This is a genomic window from Streptomyces sp. CC53, from assembly GCF_001865245.1.
Lineage (GTDB): Bacteria > Actinomycetota > Actinomycetes > Streptomycetales > Streptomycetaceae > Streptomyces.
Map to the genome: position 1 here is coordinate 39742 of NZ_MKXB01000235.1, position 17809 is coordinate 57550.

General features: G+C 76.4%; 15 protein-coding genes, 1 tRNA gene and 1 pseudogene. 12 read left to right on the top strand and 5 right to left on the bottom strand.

The features are described 5' to 3' along the window. Positions 1–455: 455 nt before the first annotated feature. Entirely contained in the window at positions 456–1253 is a 798-nt protein-coding gene (locus BJP40_RS30565) for a DeoR/GlpR family DNA-binding transcription regulator (RefSeq protein ID WP_071284094.1), read from the bottom strand. A 358-nt stretch (positions 1254–1611) separates the two neighbouring features. Here BJP40_RS30565 and BJP40_RS30570 point away from each other — a divergent pair, with 358 nt between their 5' ends. After that, positions 1612–2448, top strand: coding sequence for a class II fructose-bisphosphate aldolase (locus tag BJP40_RS30570; protein WP_071284097.1), 837 nt, complete (start codon positions 1612–1614; stop codon positions 2446–2448). Between the two features lie 186 nt (positions 2449–2634). Here the strand turns inward: BJP40_RS30570 and BJP40_RS30575 are convergent, their stop codons facing one another. Further along, a complete protein-coding gene (locus BJP40_RS30575; protein ID WP_071284100.1) occupies positions 2635–3765 on the bottom strand; it encodes a CapA family protein in 1131 nt (376 codons plus the stop codon). A 100-nt stretch (positions 3766–3865) separates the two neighbouring features. Here BJP40_RS30575 and BJP40_RS30580 point away from each other — a divergent pair, with 100 nt between their 5' ends. The 3 genes from BJP40_RS30580 (at position 3866) to BJP40_RS30590 (ending at position 5866) form a co-directional block, all read left to right on the top strand. After that, positions 3866–4486, top strand: coding sequence for a Type-2Aa cytolytic delta-endotoxin (locus BJP40_RS30580; RefSeq protein ID WP_071284103.1), 621 nt, complete (start codon positions 3866–3868; stop codon positions 4484–4486). An 89-nt stretch (positions 4487–4575) separates the two neighbouring features. Beyond that, positions 4576–4648 (top strand) — tRNA-Cys (locus BJP40_RS30585). A gap of 48 nt (positions 4649–4696) precedes the next feature. Next, positions 4697–5866, top strand: coding sequence for a gala protein (locus tag BJP40_RS30590; RefSeq protein WP_371258721.1), 1170 nt, complete (start codon positions 4697–4699; stop codon positions 5864–5866). A 380-nt stretch (positions 5867–6246) separates the two neighbouring features. Here BJP40_RS30590 and BJP40_RS30595 read toward each other — a convergent pair. Both BJP40_RS30595 and BJP40_RS30600 read right to left on the bottom strand, forming a co-directional pair. Continuing rightward, positions 6247–7207, bottom strand: a pseudogene (locus BJP40_RS30595) (acetylxylan esterase). A gap of 408 nt (positions 7208–7615) precedes the next feature. Further along, positions 7616–8050, bottom strand: a complete 435-nt coding sequence (locus BJP40_RS30600; RefSeq protein WP_218153245.1) for a nuclear transport factor 2 family protein — start codon at positions 8048–8050, stop codon at positions 7616–7618. A gap of 204 nt (positions 8051–8254) precedes the next feature. Between BJP40_RS30600 and BJP40_RS30605 the strand changes: the two genes are divergently transcribed. From BJP40_RS30605 to BJP40_RS30640, 8 genes are all read left to right on the top strand, one after another. Beyond that, positions 8255–9010, top strand: a complete 756-nt coding sequence (locus tag BJP40_RS30605; RefSeq protein WP_071284182.1) for a PIG-L deacetylase family protein — start codon at positions 8255–8257, stop codon at positions 9008–9010. 161 nt (positions 9011–9171) lie between these two features. Next, positions 9172–10128, top strand: a complete 957-nt coding sequence (locus BJP40_RS30610; protein WP_071284109.1) for an NADPH:quinone oxidoreductase family protein — start codon at positions 9172–9174, stop codon at positions 10126–10128. 471 nt (positions 10129–10599) lie between these two features. Continuing rightward, positions 10600–12225, top strand: a complete 1626-nt coding sequence (locus BJP40_RS30615) for an ABC transporter substrate-binding protein (RefSeq protein ID WP_071284112.1) — start codon at positions 10600–10602, stop codon at positions 12223–12225. A 26-nt stretch (positions 12226–12251) separates the two neighbouring features. Continuing rightward, entirely contained in the window at positions 12252–13217 is a 966-nt protein-coding gene (locus tag BJP40_RS30620; protein ID WP_071284185.1) for an ABC transporter permease, read from the top strand. Then, a complete protein-coding gene (locus BJP40_RS30625; protein WP_071284115.1) occupies positions 13210–14097 on the top strand; it encodes an ABC transporter permease in 888 nt (295 codons plus the stop codon). Before BJP40_RS30620 ends, BJP40_RS30625 begins: the two co-directional genes overlap by 8 nt. A gap of 41 nt (positions 14098–14138) precedes the next feature. Beyond that, positions 14139–15179, top strand: coding sequence for an ABC transporter ATP-binding protein (locus BJP40_RS30630; RefSeq protein WP_071284188.1), 1041 nt, complete (start codon positions 14139–14141; stop codon positions 15177–15179). After that, positions 15163–15810, top strand: a complete 648-nt coding sequence (locus tag BJP40_RS30635) for an ABC transporter ATP-binding protein (RefSeq protein WP_071284117.1) — start codon at positions 15163–15165, stop codon at positions 15808–15810. The genes BJP40_RS30630 and BJP40_RS30635 overlap by 17 nt, the downstream gene beginning before the upstream one ends. A 168-nt stretch (positions 15811–15978) precedes the next feature. After that, the gene (locus BJP40_RS30640; RefSeq protein ID WP_071284120.1) at positions 15979–16173 is read left to right on the top strand and encodes a hypothetical protein; all 195 of its coding nucleotides are present in this window, start codon (positions 15979–15981) and stop codon (positions 16171–16173) included. Between the two features lie 7 nt (positions 16174–16180). On the opposite strand, the gene BJP40_RS30645 is transcribed toward BJP40_RS30640, so the two are convergent. Further along, positions 16181–17509, bottom strand: coding sequence for a phosphodiester glycosidase family protein (locus BJP40_RS30645; RefSeq protein WP_256220841.1), 1329 nt, complete (start codon positions 17507–17509; stop codon positions 16181–16183). Positions 17510–17809 lie beyond the last annotated feature (300 nt).

The window sequence follows — 17809 nt, forward strand, 5'->3', positions numbered from 1 at the left end:
CCACGCAGCAGACCCGCGCGCCCCGGGCCCCGCCCTTGACCTCCCACCGGCACGGCACCCCGCCGTGCCGGTGCCCGGCCGTCTGACGGACCGTGGTGCGCGGACGGCGCGGGGACTCGGCGGGTAGGGCGGCCGGCGGTCGCCCCCCGCCGCGCGGTCCCGCCCCCGCGGGCGCGGCCTGCCGCCTCCTGCTGCGGACCGGCGCCGCGAGCGCGTGACTCCTCTGGCGAGGGGGCGTCGTTCGAGAGCGGGTGCCGCAGCGGCGGGCACCCAGGGCGATGGCCGGACCGGCCGCCTCGGGCGTTCCCGCGACCGGAAGGACCGCCGCGCCGCCCGCCGCGCCGAAGGAGAGCGCCCGCGGTCCGCCACCGCGCCGGTGGAGGGGGCGACGCCCGCCGGCGGCGCGTCCGCGCGCCGAGGAGAGCCGCCGGTCGCCGGCGCCACCCTCGGCGGGATCAGACGCTGATGACCTCGATGCCCGCCTCGGTGAGGAGCTCCGCCACGTCGGGAGCGAGGCCGGAGTCGGTGACGAGGGTGTCGACCCGGTCGAGACCGCAGATCCTCGCGAACGCGCGCCTGCCCATCTTCGACGAGTCCGTCGCGAGGACCACCTTGCGGGCGCGCTCCGCGAGGAGTCTGCTGACGGCCGCCTCGTCCTCGTGGTGCGTCATCACGCCGATCTCCGGATCGATGCCGTCCACCCCGAGCACGGCGACGTCGAGCACCACCTGGCTGAGGACGCCTTCGCACAACGGACCCACCAGCTCGTACGTCTGCGGGCGCGCCACACCCCCGGTCAACACGATCTTGAACTGCGGGCGCACCGCAAGCTCGCTCGCGATGTTCAGCGCGTTCGTGACGACCGTGCACCTCGGGCCGGAGGATGCCTCGCCACGCTCCACCGCGCCGCCCGCCCGGAGGACCAGGGCCCGTGCCACCTCGGTGGTGGTGGTGCCGCCGTTGAGACCGACCACGTCACCCACGCCCAGGAGGTCCGCCACGGCGCCGGCGATGCGCTGCTTCTCGGAGACGTGGCGGGAGGACTTGTAGCGCAGCGGAAGCTCGTACGACACGCCGTGCGCGATCGCCCCTCCGCGCGTGCGGACCAGCAGCTTCTGCTCGGCGAGTTCGTCCAGGTCGCGCCGGATGGTCGCCGGCGAGACCGCCACCGAGGCGGCCGCGTCCTCGACGGCCAGCCTGCCGTCGGCCGCGAGCAGCTCCAGCAGCCTGCTCCACCGCTCCTGCTTGGACATCGCGCCCCCTCCGTGCCTGACTTCTGCGGTCGCGCACGGCGGGGCCGTGGCAGCCGGGGCGACCGACCGGCACCCCGCCGGGTCCGCGCGGCCTTGATCGTAACGCCGGCGGCCCGCGGCCGTCCGGCGCGAGGAGCGCGCCCGCACCGCCGGAGTCCCGGGCGATCGCCTTATGGACGCCGACGCCCGTGCGCTCGATACTGCACTCACCTCGGATGACGCAGAACGCGTGAGAGGGGTGAGAAACACGCATCTTCGCTCATCCGAGTGGTGCGCGAGGCGGTTCCTCCCTGACGCGTACCCGCCCCGCCGACCGCCCCGCGGCCTTCGGGCCCGCCACCGTGTAGGGAGGCCCCCCATGCCCCTGACCTCCACCGGCGACATCGTCGGCCCCGCGCGCGCCGAGGGGCGCGGCGTCGGGGCGTTCAACGTCGTGCAGATGGAGCACGCCGAGGCGATCGTCGCCGGAGCGGAACACGCCGCGCTGCCCGTCGTCCTCCAGATCAGCGAGAACACCGCGCGCTACCACGGGTCGCTCGTCCCGATCGGGCTCGCCGCCCTCGCCCTCGCCCGCGCGGCCTCGGTGCCGGTGGCGGTGCACCTCGACCACGCCGAGACCCGCCCGCTCGTCCGGGAAGCCGTCGAACTCGGCTTCACCTCCGTCATGTTCGACGCCTCCCGGCTCCCGTACGAGGAGAACGTGGCGGCGACCCGGGCCGTCACCGCGTACTGCCACCGGGCCGGAGTGTGGGTCGAGGCCGAACTGGGCGAGGTCGGAGGCAAGGACGGTGCGCACGCGCCCGGCACGCGCACCGATCCCGACGAGGCCCGCGCGTTCGCCGAGGCGACCGCCGTCGACGCCCTGGCCGTCGCCGTGGGCAACTCCCACGCGATGCCCACCCGCGACGCCGTCCTCGACTTCGGCCTCGTCACCCGGCTGCGGGACTCGCTCGACATACCCCTGGTGCTGCACGGCTCGTCCGGGGTCTGCGACGCCGACCTCGTCAAGGCCGTCGCGGCCGGGATGACCAAGGTGAACATCTCGACGCGCCTCAACACCCTCTTCACCCGTACCGTGCGCGACCGCCTGGAGGAATCGCCCGGCGTCGTCGACCCGCGCCGCTACCTCGGCGCGGCGCGGGAGGCGGTGGCCGCCGAGGTGGCCCGGCTGCTGGGCGTCCTCGCGGCACGGTAGCCCCGCGTCCCTCCTGCCGCCTCCCCGCCCCCGGGCTGCGAGCCGCCCGCGCACCACGGCCCGCCACCTGCCCCCCGGCCGCCGCCTCCCCCCGCCGCCCGTCCCGCGCCGGTCGGCTGCCCGCTCCCGCCGCTCCCTCGTGGCCGACCGGCCACCCGAACCGTCGGCTCCCGGCCCCGTCCTCCGTCAGCCCGTGGCCGGCTCCGCGTACAGCAGCCCGCCGAGCACGTCCGGCTCCTGCCCCACGCGCACCCCGAAGCCCCGGCTCACCCGGTCCAGCACCGACCGCAGCCAGGCGCGCTCCTCTGACGCCGCCTCCTCCAGGCGCAGCCGTCGTGCCCGCACCGGGGCCATCCGCAGCTCCGCCGGCGCCCCGCCCCCCGGCACCAGCCGCGCGAGGTACAGCAGCCGCAGCTCGTCCCGGTACTCCTCGTGGCCACGGATCCCCTCGTAGTCGTCGATCAGGTCCCCACAGCCGTACAGCACCGGCCTGCCCCGGTACAGCTCCAGCGGCCGCGGGTGGTGCGACGAGTGGCCGTGGACCACGTCCACCCCGCCGTCCACCAGGGTGTGCGCGAACTCCACCTGCCCCGGCGGCACCCCGTACCCCCAGTTGGACCCCCAGTGCACCGACACCACCGCCACGTCCCCGGGCCGCTTCACCGCCCGCACCAGCCGCACCACCTCCTCGGCCGCGGCCCGCGAGGCCACCGGGACGTACGCCACCCCCGACCGGCCGGCGCCGGCCGCCCAGTCGGGCGGGACGCCGCTGGACGGCATGGCGCACCCCCACACCAGCACCCTGCCCCCGCCGCGGCCCGCGGGCACCACGGCCGGCCGCCACGCCGCTTCCGCGTCGCGCCCCGCCCCCGCCGAGCGCAGGCCCGCGTCCGCCAGCGAGCCGAGAGTCTCCCGCAGGCCGGCGCGGCCGAAGTCCAGCACGTGGTTGTTGGCCAGCACGCACACGTCGGGCCGCGCGACCGCCAGCGCCGGCAGGTTCGCCGGCGCCATCCGGTACAGCACCGCCTTGTCCGGCGCGGCGTCCGCGGACCGCGTCACACTCGTCTCCAGGTTCACCACCCGGACGTCGGGCGCCGCCTCGTCCAGCAGCCGCAGGGCCTCCCCCCACGGCCACGACGGGTCCACCGGCCGCGGCACCGGGCCGTTCGCCGCCTCCGCCAGGGACACGTACGCGCGGGCGTCCCGGACGTACTCCTCCCACAGGCGCGGGTCGCCCGGGTGCGGCAGCACCTGGTCGACCCCGCGGCCGAGCATCACGTCACCGCAGAGGAACAACGTCACCGCGTCCCCGCGCATGCCTCCACGGTAGGCGCACCCTGCGGCCGGGGCAGGCCCCGCCGGGTGCATACTGGCGCGCGGCGCGGCGCGACCCCTTCCAGCCCCGAGGAGCAGCCACATGGCCGAGCAGGCCACCGCCGGACGGACCCCCGCCCGGGCGGACGGGAAGACCACCTTCGCGACCGTCCTCGAAGTGGACCCGACCCACGAGCAGCGGGCCCGTGACATCGCGGCCCGGTTCCAGCACGCCATCGCCCCCGCGGCCGTGGACTTCGACTCCGGCGGCCTCAGCCGGGCCGCCGCCGCCGTCCCGCACGCCCGTACCACCCGGATCGTGCGCGGCTGGGGCCTCCAGGAGACCGCCCCCGTCGGCGTCATGGTGGTGTCCCTCAAGGAAGCGGTACGCCAGGCCCTGGCCGAGCCGTTCGCCAACCCCCGCTTCTGGGAACGCGTCGAGGCCGCCCTCACGGGTGCGTTCGTCGGCCTCGGCAGCCAGGAGGGCACCCACCTGTCCTTCCACGAGGAGACCGCGGAACGCACCGGCTACTCCTACCACCTGCTGTTCGTCCTCCAGGACGAGGAGACCGGCGACGCCGTCCACGCCGTCGCCCTCCGCCTCGACGCCACGGTCGGACTCGACGGCGCGCGCACCCGCGCCCTGACCGTCGACGACACCGCCTTCTTCGCCCTGCGGGTCAACGCCGTCTCCGTGACGCAAGTGCCGCCCACCGTGGGCTGACGGGCCGTCAGCCGACCCGGAGCCGGTCACCCGGAACGGGCGAACTGGTGATCGACTCCGGGTCGTCGCGCGCTATGATCGCCCGCGGCAAGGCCGTAGCGCAGAGGTCGTCGCGCCCGAGCTGCAAGCTGGAGGACGTCGGTTCGAATCCGGCCGGCCTTGCCGCCTTCGCATCCGACGCACCGTCAGCGCGACACCGGGGGAGTGGTGATGACGCAGGCCACGGAGCCCGTACCCGTGCACGAGCCCCTCGGCACGCCCGTACGCTGCCCGGCGATCCGCCACCCGGACGTCCCGTCCGCCGACCCGGACGCCCTCACCCCCCTCCTCGACCGGCTGGCGGACCCCCGCCCCGTCACCGCCGACGAGACCCACCCCGTCGGCACACTGCGCACCGACGGCCGCGTCGACCTGTGCAAGCAGGGTCTCGGCGCCGCCGGTGCGGCCCGGCTGCTGCCCGCCGCCGCGGCCTCCCCGCACGCCGTCCACGTCCTCCTCGGCACCAACGCCATCGGCGACGACGGCGCCCGCACCCTGGCGCGGACCCTCACCGCCGGCCGCCACGGCCTGCACACCCTCTACCTGGGCTGCAACCGCATCGGCCCCGAAGGCGCCGCCGCCCTCGCCGGCCCCCTCGCCACCGACGGCACCGTCCGCGCACTGTGGCTCAAGCGCAACCCCCTCGGTGACGCCGGTGCCCGCACCCTCGCCGCGATGCTGCGCCGCAACACCGCGCTCCGCACCCTGGACCTCGTCAACACCGGCCTGACCACCGACGGCCTGCACGCCCTCACCGACGCCCTCACCGACCGCCCCGAGCCCGTCGAGCGGCTCTTCCTCGGCGGCAACGGCCTCACTGCCGCCGCCGCGCCGCTCCTCGCCGCACTGCTGCGGACCGGCGTGCGCGAGCTGTACCTGTCCGCCAACCACCTCGGGGACGACGGCGCCGCCGCCCTCGCCGCTGCCGCCGACCCCCACCGGCCCGTACGCCTCGGCCTCGGCGGCAACGGCATCGGACCCGCGGGAGCCGCCGCGCTCGCCGACGCCCTCGGCGCCATCGACACCCTCGACCTCGGCCGGCCCCGCTCCGAACGCAGCCTCGGCGCACCCGGCAACACCACCGGCGACGCGGGCGCGGCCGCCCTGGCCGCCGCCCTGCCCGGCAGCCCCCTGCGCAGCCTCGAACTCCGCCACACCGGGCTGACCGGACGCGGCGCGAAGACCCTCCTCGCGGCCGTACCCGACGGCTCGCCCCTGGAGTACGTCGGCCTCGGCCCCGGGCTGCCCCGCCGGGTCAAGCGCTCGTTCCACCAGCGCCTGCGCCCCGCCGTCCGGCCCGCGCACCCCGACCTGCGCGCGATCGGGAGCGTCTACCGGTGAGCCCCCTGCCGCGCGACGAGGCGGCCGCCTGGCAGCGCGTCCGCCGCTACGCCGTCCCCCGCTGGATGATCCGGGGCGAGGCGGTGCCTCCGGCGAGGTGAGGGCACCTCCGCGCGTGGCCGTCGGAGCTGGATGGGCCTGCCCTGCCGGAAGGGTCAGGGGAGCCGGCACGGCGGGCGGCGTCGGGCCGGTCACCGGTCCTGCACGTCGCAGGCACCCCCCGAGTCCCGACCCTGCCGACGGCCGCTCCCGGTCTGCCCGGTCGGCAGCGGAGACCGCCGGCCCGAGCGGTGCAGGCGCCCGGGGCCGCCGCCGGCGTGCCGAAGAGCCTGCCCGACGGTGTCGCGGAAACCTCCCGCGCGCGCCAGCCGCCGGGCCCGTCAGCCGCTCAGCCGGGCGGGCGGCCAGCGCAGTTGGACCGCCTGCTGGTGCTGCTCGCCGCCCTCGTGGTCGTTGAAGTCGTACACCTCGATCCGCTTCTCCGCGTGCGCGTACGCGTTGAACGCGGCGAAGACGGTCGACGGCGGGCACGTCAGGTCCTCCAGCGCGGTGGAGAACAGCGCCGGTGCGGTGGCCCGGGCCGCGAAGTGGACGCCGTCGAAGCAGGCCAGCGTCCGCACGACCCGTTCGACCTTGCCGCGGTGCGTCTTCAGGTAGTCCCCGATCTCGCGGTACGGCATCCGGTCCGTGACCGTCGTCGCCCGAGGGAAGCCGCACAGGAACGGCACGTCCGGGAGCACGGCCGACAGATCCGGTAACGAGCCCCGCCACGGCCAGCGCGATGCCGCCGCCCTGGCTCTTCCCGTGGACGGCGGTGCGGGCGGCGTCGGCCGACGGGTGCGCGCGTGCGGCCTCCACGGCCCGCACCGCGTCGGCGAACACCCTCCGGTAGTAGTACGCCCCGGGGTCCTCGACGCCCCGCGTCATGTATCCGGGCACGGCGGAGGCGCTGCCCACCGGGTCGCGCGTGTCCCCGGCCGACCAGGCGCCGCCCTGGCCGCGGGTGTCCATCACGAAGTGGGCGTAGCCCGCCGACGCCCACAGCATGTGCGTGTGCGGCAGGCCGCGTCCGCCGCCGTACCCCACGAACTCCACGAGCAGGGGCAGCGGGGCGGACGCGCCCGCGGGTATGACGAACCAGCCCTTGACCGGGTGGCCGCCGAAGCCGGCGAAGGTGACGTCGTACACGTCCAGCGTCGCGAGCCCTGAGTCCTCGACCCGGACGAACCGCGCCTCCAGCGGGTGCGAGCGGGTCTCCGCCAGGGTCTTCGCCCAGAAGGCGTCGAAGTCCCCCGGTTCCTCGGAGGAACTGCGGTACGCCCGCGGGTCGTCGGGTGGCAGGCGGCCGAAGCGGGCCGTACCAGCGCTCTCCTTGGTCGGGGGAAGTGACGGGCACACACCGTACGCGCCGCGGCGGTCCGTTGGACGGAGGAGCCGGCGGAGCCACCGGCGAGGGGACGACACCCGGGGCTGCCCCGCCGATGCGGGCCGTGCTCATCAGGGAGCACGGCCCGCATCCCGGCTTCCCGCTGGGGCGGGAGCGCCGCCGGAGCGGACGGTGAGCGGAGCGGCCGGCGGAGCGGCGCAGAGACGCCCGGACGGTCGACGGCCAAGCACGGCCGCGGTCGCCGTACGGGCCGGGCGTATGCCGCCGCCGCGCGGTACGGAGTCCCGCCGCCCCCGTCCGCCGCCGCACGGCCGCAGCTCCCCGGGGGCGGCAGGCGGGGCGTGTGCCGCGCGCCGCCGGTGCTACCCGGCTTCCCCGGGGGCGAACGCCCGGGCGACGGCGAGGCTGTCCTCGTAGACGTGGTGCCGGGTGACCAGGCCGTCCTCCACCGTCAGATGCAGGGCGAACCGGGCGCGGTAGGCACGCCCCGTGGAGCGGGCCGTCTGACGGATCTCACCGAGGACGACCGCGTCCCGGCCGTCGACGAGGACACGTTCGACCGCGGTGGCCGCCTGCCCGGGCACATGGTGCTCGGCGAGCTCGCGGAAGTGCGCGGCGGCGTCGGCGCGGGTGGACCGGTGGCGTATCCACGGGAGCGTGCCGCGGCCGTGCTCGGCCTCCGGCCAGGCGAGCTTCCAGTCACCCTGCTCGGCGTACATCTCGGCGATGCGCTCGGGATCGCCCTCGCCGATGCGGCGCAGCAGCTCCTCCACGACGGCTCGGGTGGACGCGGGCACTGGTGCGGACACGACTCATCACTCCCGTTCGGCCTCCGCGTCGGGCTGACGCGACGTCACCGGCATTCTCACCGGCGCCGGCGGGGCGGCGCCATGACCTCCGAGGTCATGGCGACCGGCCGCGGGACCACCGCGGCGACAGGCCGCCGTCCGGGCCGTGCCGGGTGCCGGGCCGCGCGTGTGACGGCCCGTATCCTGCGCTCCATGGACGACCGCGACACCGCACCGGAGCACCGCCCGCTCGCCCCCCTGCCCGGCGACTGGGGGCGGGCCCTCGCCGTCGTGGCGCACCCCGACGACCTGGAGTACGGCTGCACGGCCGCCGTCGCCGCCTGGACCGACGCCGGCCGCGAGGTCGCCTACGTCCTGGTCACCCGCGGGGAGGCCGGGATCGACGGCCTCGCCCCCGACGTCTGCGCCCCCTTGCGGGAGCGGGAGCAGCGGGCGAGCGCCGCGGTCGTCGGCGTGACCGACGTGGAGTTCCTCGACCACAGGGACGGGGTGGTCGAGTACGGGGTGCCGCTGCGGCGGGACATCGCCGCAGCGATCCGCCGCCACCGCCCCGAGCTTCTCCTCACCGTCAACCACCGGGACACCTGGGACGGCACGGTCTGGAACACCCCCGACCACGTGGCCGTCGGCCGCGCGGCCCTCGACGCCGCCGCGGACGCGGGCAACCGGTGGATCTTCCCCGAGCTGGCCGAGCGGGGGCTCGAACCGTGGGACGGGGTCCGGTGGGTGGCCGTGGCGGGCTCGCCCCGCCCCACCCACGCGGTCGACGCCCGTCCGGGCCTGGAACGCGCGGTGCGGTCGCTGCTGGAGCACCGCACGTACGTGGAGGCGCTCACCGACCGGGACCCGGAGGCGTACTGCCGGGACTTCCTCGCCGGCCACGCCGAGGCGGCGGCCGAGCGGTTCGGCGGAGTGCCCGCCGTGACCTTCGAGGTCTTCACCCGCTGAAGCCCGCTCCCGGTGGCGGGCGGTGTCCCGCCGGGCCGGGCCCGTCCGGCCCGCTGCGCGGAGCCGGCGACCGGAAGGCCGGAGCCGTTCCCCTCAAGGCAAGCGACTGCTTAGTATGCCCGGGTGCGGGTACCGCGCGGACGACGACCACGGAGGCGGACATGCGGGCATGGCGGGTGCACAGGAACGGCGAGCCGGGCGAGGTGATGCGCCTGGAGGAGACGGAGCGGCCGACCCCCGGCCCCGGACAGCTCCTCCTCAAGGTGCGGGCCGCCAACGTGAACTTCCCCGACGCGCTGCTGTGCCGGGGGCACTACCAGGTGCGTCCCCCGCTGCCGTTCACGCCGGGCGTGGAACTGTGCGGTGTCACGGAGGACGGACGGCGGGTCATCGCCACCGCGGCCCTGCCGCACGGCGCGCTCGCCGAGTACGCCGTCGCCGACGCGGCCGCCGTGCTGCCCGCGCCCGACGCCCTCGACGACGCCGAGGCGGCCGCCCTGCACATCGGCTACCAGACCGGCTGGTTCGGCCTGCACCGGCGTGCCGCGCTCCGGCCGGGCGAGACGCTGCTCGTGCACGCCGCAGCCGGGGGAGTGGGCAGCGCCGCCGTCCAGCTCGGCAAGGCGGCCGGGGCGAAGGTCGTCGGCGTGGTCGGCGGCGCCGGCAAGGCCGCCACGGCCCGCGACCTGGGGTGCGACGTCGTCGTGGACCGGCACGCCGAGGACGTCGTGGCCGCCGTCAAGGACGCCACGGGCGGGCGCGGCGCCGACGTCGTGTACGACCCCGTCGGCGGAGCCGCGTACGCCGCGTCGGCGAAGTGCGTGGCCTTCGAGGGCCGGATCGTCGTCGTCGGCTTCGCCGGCGGCGACATACCGGCCCCCGCGCTCAACCACGTCCTGGTGAAGAACTACGCGATCCTCGGCCTCCACTGGGGCCTCTACCAGCGCCACGACCCGGCGGCCGTCGCCCGGTGCCACGAGACGCTCACCGAGTACGCCGCGAAGGGCCTGATCAGGCCGCTCGTCAGTGAGCGGCTGCCCCTGGCGGACGCGTCCGACGCCGTGCGGCGCGTCGCCGACGGCACCACCACCGGGCGCCTCGCCGTCCTCCCGGCCTGAGCGCCGCCGTCGGGTCCCGCCGCGGCGTCACCGTCCGGCGCCGGTGAGGACGGTCGGGCGGGGCACCGGAGGCTGAGCGGACGCCTTCGGGAACATCCCGCCCGCGGACCGCCCTCGCGGCGGGGCGCTCCGGCATGAGGGCGGTCCGCCGGCTCGGGAGCGCCGGGCCGTCGGGCACGCAGGCGGGACGGGGCTTCGGCGCCTGGTTGCCGGACCGGCCGCCGCAGTCCCCGGGCGTGCTCGCCCGCGTGCAGCGGCCGCGCCGGGCGGCGCGCCTCCGAACACGGCGGCGGGCCCGTTCACCGTTGGCCGGGCCGGTTCGCCGTGGTCGCCCCGCACCGGCGGGCCCCGCCGAGCGCGGACCGCTGCCCTGGGCGCCGGTAAGGGGCAGCGTGACGCGCACCCCTGTACGTGCGGTTTAATTGCGAAGAATTCGCAACAACTGTTGATCTTCACGAGGGGTGCGGCACCATGAACGCCCGATCCGCCCGATCCATACGCGGCCTGGTCGCCGCGGCGCTGGCCACCGTCCTGGCCGGCACCGCGGCGGCCTGCTCCAAGCCGGGCGGCTCCTCCGGGGGCGCCGGCGGGGACGGCGCCGCGGACGCGGTGACCGTCGGCATCGCGTACGAACCCGAAAGCCTCAGCCCCCTCCTCGGCTACGGCCGTGAGGGCAACTCGAAGATCTTCGACGGCCTCCTCGCCCACGGCGCGGACGGACGCCTCACCCCCGCCCTCGCCACCGCCCTGCCCGAGGTCAGCGCCGACGGCCTCACTTACACCTACACACTGCGCCGCGGGGTCACCTTCAGCGACGGCACGCCCTTCACCGCGAAGGACGTCGTCTTCACGTACCGCACCATCCTCGACCCGAAGACCAACAACCCGGCCCGCACCGAACTCGACGCGCTGAAGGACGTGAAGGCCGAAGGGGACCACACCGTCGTCTTCACCCTCAAGTACCCCTACGCCCCCTTCGCCGAGCGGACCGTCCACGCCATCGCCCCCGCCGCCGTCGCCGGCGCGCAGGACGTCAACTCGGGCACCTTCGGCACCAAGCCCGTCGGCACCGGCCCGTACGTCCTCGCCGACTGGTCCAAGGGCGAGAAGCTCACCTTCAAGGCCAACCCCCGCTACTGGGGCGGCGAGCCCGAGGTGAAGCGGCTCACCATGGCGATCGTCAAGGACGACGACGTCCGCGCCACCCGGCTGCGCGCCGGCGACCTCGACGGCGCGATCCTGCCGCCCGCGCTGGCCGGCACGTTCGCCGGCGACAAGGGCATGAAGACGCACGCCGCCCGCACCTACGACTACCGGACCGTCACCCTCCCCACCCATCACGACGTCACCGGCGACCTCGCGATCCGCCGCGCCCTGGACGTGGCCGTCGACCGCCAGGCCATGGTGGACAAGATCCTCGACGGGGCCGGAAAGCCCGCGTACGGCCCGGTGCCCACCGACAGCGAGTGGTTCACGCGCGGCACCGAGCGCCGCCACGACCCGGACGCCGCACGGCGCATCCTCGACGAGGCCGGCTGGAAGCCCGGCAAGGACGGCATCCGCGTCAAGGACGGCGTCCGCGCCGCCTTCCCGCTCTGGTACCCCTCCGGCGACAAGCTCCGCCAGGACCACGCCCTCGCCTACGCCTCCGACGCCAAGAAGGCGGGCATCGACATCACCGTCCAGGCCGGCACCTGGGAGGTCATCGAGCCCCGCATGAAGCACGAGGCGGTCCTCGCCGGCGGAGGCGCCCCCGGCGACCCCGACTTCGACCAGTACCCGCTGCTCCTCTCGTCCCTCGCGGGCGACGGCTTCAACAACATGGCCTCGTACGACAACCCGGCCGTCGACAAGGCCCTGGAGGCCGGCCGCCGCACCGACGACCGCGCCGCACGCAAGGCCGCGTACGACACGATCCAGCGCGAGCTGGTGAAGAACCCCGGCTACACCTTCCTCACCCACATCGACCACGTCTACGTCCTCGCCGACCGCTGGGACGGGCCGTCCACCCTGGTCGAGCCGCACGACCACGGCCTCGCCTCCGGCCCGTGGTGGAACGTCGAGGACTGGACGCCGAAGGGCGCACCGAAGAAGTGACCACCCGCCGCCTGCCCTGGGCGGGGATGGCCCGGCTGGCGGGACGGCGGGCGCTGTTCGCCGTCCCCGTCCTGCTGGCCGTCACCTTCGGCGTGTTCGCCGTGGCCGCCGCTTCCCCGTTCGACCCCGTCGCCGCGTACTCCGGCGCCGCCGGGCTCACCGCCTCCCAGGAAAACCTGGACCAGCTGCGTGCCAACCTCGGCGTCGACCAGCCGTTCACGGCCCGCTGGTGGCAGTGGCTCGGCTCCGCCGCGACCGGCGACCTGGGCGATTCGACGTCCATGCGGCAGCCCGTCGCCGACGTCATCGCCGAACGTCTCGGCTGGTCCGCGCTGCTCGCCGCCACCGCGTTCGCCGCCGCCCTGCTGCTCGGCACCGCCCTCGGCGTGCTGGCCGCCCACCGCAGGGGCGGCTGGTTCGACCGCTGCGCTACGTCCGCCGCGTACGCCCTGGAGGCCGCGCCCGCGTTCTGGCTGGGCCTGCTCGCCATCTGGCTGTTCGCGCTCCAGTGGGGCGTCCTGCCGGCCGGCGGCCTCACCGACACCGCCAGCGACACGGTCACCGCCGACCAGGTGGCCCGCCACCTGGTGCTGCCCGCCGGCGTCCTCGCCGCGTCCCAGCTGCCGTGGTTCCTGCTGTACGCGCGGCAGGGCGTGGCCGACGCGCTCGACGAGGACCACGTGCGCGGCGCCCGCGCCCGCGGCCTCCGGGCACGAACCGTCCTGCTGCACCACGCCCTGCGCTCCGGAATGCTGCCCGTCCTCACCCTCATCGGCTCCCGCGTGCCCGAACTCATCACCGGCGCCCTGCTCGTCGAGACCGTCTTCTCCTGGCCCGGCATCGCCGCAGCCACCGTGCAGGCCGCGCTCGCCGCCGACTTCTCCCTGCTCGCCGCGCTCACCGTGCTGGCCACCGCCGCCGTCCTGCTCGGCAACCTCCTGTCCGACCTCCTGTACGGACTCGCCGACCCGAGGGCGGGCTTCGATGGCTGAGCGCCCCACGCTGCCGGCGCGCGCCGCCGCCCCGCGCCGCCCCCGGGCCGCCGCGGCGGCGCGGCGGCCCCGCGCGGTGCTGCCCGCGGTCGTCGTCGCCGCCACCCTGCTGGCGGTCCTCGCCGTGCCGCCGCTGGTCCAGCTCGACCAGCAGGCCGTCGACCTGTCCGCGAAGCTCCTCCCGCCGTCGTGGCAGCACCCCTTCGGCACCGACGACCTGGGCCGCGACCTGCTGCTGCGCTGCGTGTACGGGCTGCGCGTCTCCCTGCTCGTCGGGGTCGCGGCCGCGGTCGCGGCCACCGTCGTCGGCACCGCGGTCGGCGCGGCCGCGGGAGCGCTCGGCGGCTGGGCCGACCGGCTCCTCATGCGCCTCGTCGACACCGTGTCGTCCGTGCCGCACCTGCTGCTCGGCATCGTCGTCGTCGCCCTGTTCCGGCCGGGCGTGGGCCCCGTCATCGCGTCCGTCGCGGTGACGCACTGGCTGTCCACGGCCCGGATCGTCCGCTCCGAGGTGCTGTCGCTGCGCGCCCGCCCGTACGTCGACGCCGCCATCTCGGGCGGCGCCTCCCGGCTGCGCGTGACGGTCCGGCACCTGCTGCCGGGGGTCGCCCCGCAGGCGGGCATCGCGGCGGTGGTGATGATCCCGCACGCCATGTGGCACGAGTCCGCGCTGTCGTTCCTCGGCCTGGGCATGCCCACCCACCAGGCCAGCCTCGGCACCCTCGTGCAGTCGGGGCGCGGGTCCCTCCTCGCGGGGGACTGGTGGCCGACCCTCTTCCCCGGCCTGTTCCTCATCGTGCCGACCCTCGCCGTCGCGGCGCTCGCCGCGGCGTGGCGGGACCGGCTCAACCCGCGCCGCCGCTCGGAGCTGACGCTGTGACCACGATCCTGTCCGTACGGGGCCTCACCGTGCGGTTCCTGATGCGCGGCCGCCCGCCCGTCGCCGCCGTCACCGACGTGCACCTGGACGTGGCCGCCGGGGAGTGCCTCGCCCTCGTCGGCGAGAGCGGCTGCGGCAAGTCGGTGCTCGCCTCCGCCCTCCTCGGCCTGCTCCCCGCCAACGCGGAGGTGGAGGGCTCCGCCGTGGTCGCGGGCGGCGGCACGGAGGAACGGGCCGCCGTCCCCGGCGGCCGCGAGAGCCCCGCCGCCGGCGAAGCGCCGGAACCGGCTGCCGCCGCCCGCGGCGAGGCGCACTCCGCTGCCGGAGCGGCCACGGACGGCCACGTCGACCTGATCGCCGCCGACGAGCGCACCCTCGCCCGCACCGTGCGCGGGCGCCGGGTCGGCCTGGTCCCGCAGTCCCCGGCCGCCCACCTCACCCCGGTCCGTACCGTCCGGGCCCACCTCGCGGAATCCCTGCGCGAGCTGACCGGCACCCCGCGCGCGGCCCTCGACGGCGCCGTCGCCGCCGCGGCGGAACGGGCCGCCTTCCCGGCCGACCACCTCGACCGCTACCCGCACGAGCTGTCCGGCGGCCTCGCCCAGCGCGCCGCCACCGCCCTCGCCCTCGTCGGCGACGCACCCCTCCTCCTCGCCGACGAGCCCACCACGGGACTCGACCGGGACCTCGTGGACCGCACGGCCGACGAACTGCGCCGCCACGCCGACGCGGGCCGCGCCCTGCTGCTCATCACCCACGACCTCGCGGCTGCCCGGCGCATCGCGGACCGCGTCGCCGTCATGTACGCCGGCCGCATCGTCGAGATCGCCGCCGCCGACCGGTTCTTCGGCCCACCCGGCCCCCGCCACCCGTACGCGCGCGGACTGCTCGCCGCGCTCCCCGAACGGGACTTCACCCCCATCCCCGGGATGCCGCCGGAGCTCGGCGCCCTCCCGGACGGCTGCGCCTTCGTACCCCGCTGCGCCCACGCCTCCGACGTGTGCGCCGGCACGGTGCCCCGCTTCACGGACGGCGCGGCCTGCCACCACCCGCAGGAGGCACAGCGTGCTCGAACTCCGTGACGTCACCGCCGGATACGACCGCCGGGCCCCCGTCCTGCGGAACGTCTCCCTGACCGTCGCGCCCGGCGAGGCCGTCGGGCTCCTCGGCCCCAGCGGCTGCGGCAAGTCCACCCTCGCCCGCGTGGCCGCCCTGCTGCACCGGCCCGACGCGGGCTCCGTCACCGTCGACGGCGAGCGGGTGGGGGGCTGGCGCCACCGCGCCCCCCGGCGGCTCCGCACCGCGATCGGCGTCGTCTTCCAGCAGCCGCGCCTCTCCGCCGACCCGCGGCTGCCGCTGTTCGGCCTGGTGGCCGAGCCGCTGCGGGCCACCGGACGGCGCGCCGACGTGCCCGACGCGGTGCCCGCCCTCGCCCGCCGCGTCGGCCTCACCCCGGACCTGCTGGCCCGCCGCCCGCACGAGGTCAGCGACGGCCAGCTGCAACGGGCCTGCCTCGCCCGGGCCCTGGTGCTCCGGCCCCGCTGGCTGGTCTGCGACGAGATGACGGCGATGCTCGACGCCTCCACCACCGCCGCGCTCGTCGGCGTCGTGGAGGACTACCGGCGGGAGACCGGCGCCGGCCTCCTCGCGGTCGGCCACGACTCCGTCCTGCTGCACCGCTGGTGCGACCGCACCGAGGACTGGCGGAAGTGATCTTGCCCGACGCCGCCGGGTAACGGGCGCACACCCATTCGTACCCGTTCGGCCGACATGCCGTACGCCCGGACGGCGCCGCGACTCCGCCAGACTGGCCGCCGAACGCCGTACACACCCGCTCCACCCGCCCCGGCGGGTGCGGCGGCTGGCCGAGGAGGGTGACCCGTGGCCGTATCCATCTCCGTCGTGCTGCTGCTGCTGATCCTGGCGGTGATCTTCCTGCGCAGTGGTGGACTGAAAGTCTCGCACGCGCTGGTCTGCGCCCTGCTCGGCTTCTTCCTCGCCGGGACGAGCCTCGCGCCGACCATCTACGACGGGGTGTCCGCGACCGCCGACGTCGTCAGCAGCGTGAAGCCCTGACGGACGATCAGCGGCGCACGAACACCCCGATCCCGTTCGGCACCGGCCGTTCCACGCCACCCGTCGGGTGGTTGAGCACGCTCACCGCGCCCGTGCCGCGCCCCGGCAGCGCCACCAGGGTCGACGAACCGCCGCCGTCCAGGTTGACGCCCTCCGAGGCGCCCAGGCCGCGCAGCAGACGGGCCGCCTCGACGAGCGTCAGGCCGCCGCGGAACCCCGGACCGTTGTCCAGGGCGAGCAGCAGCAGGCGGTGACCCGCCCCGGCCACCCCCGCGGCGGTCCGTACCGCCGGGGCCACCGCGTCCAACCCCGGCACCGGCTCGCCGCCCCGCAGCACCCGGAACCCACCCACGGCGAACCGCAGCCCCGCGCCGTCCCCACCGCCCGTGCGGCCCTTGCCGTCCGTGCCGCTCCCGCCCCCAGAGGCCGTACGGACCGTTGCGTCCGCACGCAGCGAAGCGTCGGCCCCGGCCGGTGCGGCGGCTCCGGGGTCCTCCCGCACGGCCAGCCGGTAGCGCACACCCACCCGGTCGCCGACCGCCAGGCGGCGCAGCGCCCGCGCACCCGCCTCCCGCCCCACCAGCACACGCGTGGCGGGACCGATCCGGCCCGTGCCGGGGACGCGGGCCGTCGCCACCACCCGGCCCGCGCGCACCATCACCTCGTACGTCTCCCCGCTGCACGGCGCGCCCCGCACGGTGTCCGTGCCGCACACCGCCCGCAGCCGGGACGCCGACCCCCATTCCGAGGTGAACACCCCGACCGAACCGACCGGCAGCGCGTACTGGTTGAGGCCGCCCAGCCGCAGTCGGCCGCCCGGTGTCAGCACCTCGCCGCGCAGTTCCAGCTCCCGGACCGCCGCGCGGCCCGCCCAGTCCACCCCCAGCACCAGCCGGCCGCTCGCCCCGGGCGGCAGCCGCGGCCCGAAACGCTGGCCCCGCGGGACCGCTCCCTTCACCGCCCGCCCGGCCGCCACCACCGGCCCCACGGCCGCGCCGGTCGCCGGGACCCCCGGATGCTGGCCTTCCATCATGTGGAAGAAGTCACCGTTCACACCGGCCACCGCTCCCGCCCGCCCCGCCATCACCGACAGCCGCTCCCGCGCCGCCACCGCCCCCGCGTGCAGCAGCCCCACGGCGACCCCCGGTTCCCGCAGGTCCACCGTCAGCAGGTGCACCCGGGCGGTCCCCCGGCCCGACGGTACGTCCACCACGCGGTACACCACTCCCGCGGCGACCACCCGCCCGCCTGCCGAGTCCCTTGCGGGGGCTGCCCCCAGCAGCGCACTCACCGTCAGCACCGACGCCAGACCGCGCGCCCACGCCATGCCCGTCATCGGCACCCCCGTTGGTCACCCGCCGCTCACCCAGGACCACAAGCCCTTCCCGCCCCGCACCCCGGCGCGCCCCCGGATCACCCGCACGGCCCGCGGTCTTCCCCCCGTCGTGCATCCGATTCCTGCACGTGCACCCGCCCACCGCGTGCTTGCCGGGAGGGCCCGCCGCACTCCGACGCAGCCCGGCGCGCAGGGGACGTGCCCGGCTCGGGACCGGCCTCGCCCCTCGTCGCGGTGCCGGGGCGATCCGCGATGTCGTCCGGGCATGGCGGGGAGCACGGCAGGAGGCCACTGACGGCT